The organism is Nocardioides sp. P5_C9_2 (assembly GCF_054049555.1).
This window is the reverse complement of the sequence record NZ_JBFUMD010000511.1, coordinates 1-2,692: the sequence shown is the minus strand read 5'-3', so window position 1 is coordinate 2,692 and position 2,692 is coordinate 1. Positions and strand designations below refer to the sequence as shown.

The following is a 2,692-nucleotide window of genomic DNA, read 5'->3' as shown; positions in this document are numbered from 1 at the left end:
GAGCCGGCCCTACCCGGATGCCGAGGTGGAGCGCGCGGCCGACGATCCGCTCGTCGTGCACGCGCTCGGCGAGATGGAGCTCGCCGTGCGCGGCGCCGAGGCCCTGCTGCGCGAGGCCGCCCACGCCGTCGAGGCGGCAGACGCCGACCTCGACGCCGAGACTGCCGGGTCGGCCAGCCTCGCGGTAGCCGCCGCCCGGGCCGCGTCGTCGCGGGTCTCCGTCGACGTCAGCAGCCGTCTCTTCGAGGTGTGTGGCACCCGCTCCACCCTCGACCGGCTCAACCTCAACCGTCACTGGCGCAACGCGCGCACGCACACCCTGCACGACCCGGCCGCCTGGAAGGTCCAGCACCTCGGCCGGTACGCGATCGACGGCACCCTGCCGCCGAACCACGGACAGCTCTGAGGGCTGCGCGGCCCCTCTGCGCCAGCGCCTCGCCCACCGATCACCTCGAGAGGACCCCCCCCATGAAGTTCCACTGGTTCCTGCCCACCAACGGCGGCGACGGCCGGCACGTCGTCAGCGGCGGCCACGGTGTCGCCCACGGCACGGCCGGCCGTCCGGCCAGCGTGCCCTACCTCGGCCAGATCGCGCGGAGCGCGGAACAGCTCGGCTTCGAGGCCGCGCTCACCCCCACCGGCGCCTGGTGCGAGGACGCGTGGCTGTCGACCGCGATGCTGGCCCCGCTCTCGGAGCGGCTCAACTTCCTCGTCGCCTTCCGTCCCGGCCTGACCTCGCCGACGTTGGCCGCGCAGATGGCGGCCACCTTCCAGAACCTCTCGCGGGGTCGCCTGCTCCTCAACGTCGTCACCGGTGGCGAGTCCCACGAGCAGCGGGCCTACGGCGACTTCCTGGACAAGGACGAGCGCTACGAGCGGTGCGACGAGTTCCTCGAGATCGTGCGGCGCCTGTGGACGGGCGAGCAGGTCACCTTCTCGGGCCGGCACCTGCGCGTCGAGGACGCCCAGCTCCAGCAGCTGCCCGACCCGATCCCGGAGATCTACTTCGGCGGCTCCTCGCCGGCCGCCGGTGACGTGGCCGCCAGGCACGCCGACGTCTACCTCACCTGGGGCGAGCCGCCCGCGGCGGTCGCGCAGAAGATCGCCTGGATCCGGGAGCTCGCCGAGCGACAGGGCCGCGAGCTGCGCTTCGGCATCCGGATGCACACGATCACCCGGGACACCTCCGAGGAGGCGTGGGCCGAGGCCGACCGGCTCCTGGACGGCATCGACGAGGACGCCATCCGCAAGGTCCAGGAGGGCCTGAGGCGGTCCGAGTCGGTCGGGCAGCAGAATATGCTGGCCCTCAACGACGGCTCCAAGGACGGTCTCGAGATCTACCCGAACCTCTGGGCGGGGGTCGGGCTGGTGCGCGGCGGAGCCGGCACCGCCCTGGTGGGCAGCCACGAGGAGGTCGCGGACCGCGTCGAGGAGTACGCCGCGTTGGGCATCGAGGAGTTCGTGCTCTCGGCCTACCCGCACCTCGAGGGCGCCTACCACTTCGGCGAGGGAGTCCTCCCGGTGCTGGAGCGGCGAGGCGTGTGGACCCATCCGGCACCGGCCGCGGCCACCTCGTCGGTGCCCTTCGGTAGTCAGCGGGCCGCCTCGTGAGCGCCCCCCGCGTGGCGGTCCTGGTCGGCAACCCCAAGCCGCTCTCGCGCACCCACGAGGCAGCCCTCGTCCTGGCTGATCGGCTGGGCGGCGCCGACCTGGTCGTGGACCTGGCCGACGTGGCGGGCGAGCTCTTCGACCCGTCCTCGACCCGCGTCGCCGAGCTGGTCGAGCAGGTGGCGGCGAGCGACCTGCTCGTCGTGGCGAGCCCGACGTACAAGGCCACCTACACGGGCCTGCTGAAGAGCTTCCTCGACCGGTTCCCCCACGACGGGCTGGCCGGCGTGGTCGCCGTCCCGCTGATGCTGGGCGCTGCGCCGGTGCATGCGCTGGCGCCCGAGCACGGGCTGCGCCCCCTGCTCGTCGAGCTGGGCGCCGCGGTGCCCACGCGCGGCCTCTTCGTCCTCGACGCGCAGCACGCGGATCCCGCGGCGTACGACGCATGGTTCACCACGGCCGGTCCACTCCTGCGCCGGCTGGCCGCCACCGACCTCCAGGTGGTGCCCGCATGAACGCCCGGAGCCTCACCGCGCTGGACCAGCGCACCCTGCGCGACGCGTTCGGTGCCTTCCCGTCCGGGGTCGTGGCGGTGGCCGCCTCCGTGAAGGGACAGCTGACCGGCATCGCGGCGTCGTCGTTCACCTCGGTGAGCATCGACCCGCCGCTGGTGTCGTTCTCGATCGCCACCACCAGCTCGACCTGGCCCGCGCTGCGGGAGGCGGCCCACCTCGGCATCAGCGTGCTGGCCGACCACCACGACGAGATCTGCCGCCAGCTCGCCGGTCCGCGTGAGCAGCGCTTCGACGGGTTGCCGTTCTCGGTGACCGAGGGTGGGGCGGTGCTCCTCGACGAGGCGGTGGCGACCTACGACTGCACCATCCGCGACGAGATCGAGGCCGGCGACCACGTCATCGTGCTGCTGGCGCTGCACGCGGTCGGCGCCGGCGACGGCGAGCACCCGCTGGTGTTCCACCGGTCGGGCTTCGCCAAGCTGCACCGCGACGACCTCGACCCCGCCAGGCTCGACGGCCGCATCAACGGGGCGGACGTCGCGCCCGAGCCCGAGCCCGAGCCCCAGGCG

4 protein-coding genes are annotated in these 2,692 nt (G+C 73.5%); all 4 read left to right on the top strand.

Annotation, left to right across the window (positions count from 1 at the left end):
- A partial coding sequence (locus ACXJKL_RS18955; RefSeq protein ID WP_457208556.1) for an acyl-CoA dehydrogenase family protein occupies nucleotides 1-406 on the top strand: 406 nt, incomplete at its 5' end.
- Nucleotides 407-468: 62 nt separating this feature from the next.
- A complete protein-coding gene (locus ACXJKL_RS18950; RefSeq protein ID WP_457208555.1) occupies nucleotides 469-1,611 on the top strand; it encodes an LLM class flavin-dependent oxidoreductase in 1,143 nt (380 codons plus the stop codon).
- A complete protein-coding gene (locus tag ACXJKL_RS18945; protein WP_457208554.1) occupies nucleotides 1,608-2,123 on the top strand; it encodes an NADPH-dependent FMN reductase in 516 nt (171 codons plus the stop codon). The genes ACXJKL_RS18950 and ACXJKL_RS18945 overlap by 4 nt, the downstream gene beginning before the upstream one ends.
- Nucleotides 2,120-2,692 (top strand): flavin reductase family protein (locus tag ACXJKL_RS18940; protein ID WP_457208553.1); only part of this gene is annotated, 573 nt, incomplete at its 3' end. The genes ACXJKL_RS18945 and ACXJKL_RS18940, both read left to right, overlap by 4 nt.

Excerpts from the sequence above, each read along its gene's own strand:
- ACXJKL_RS18950 (WP_457208555.1), top strand. The coding sequence starts at position 469 with ATGAAGTTCCACTGGTTCCTGCCCACCAACGGCGGCGACGGCCGGCAC.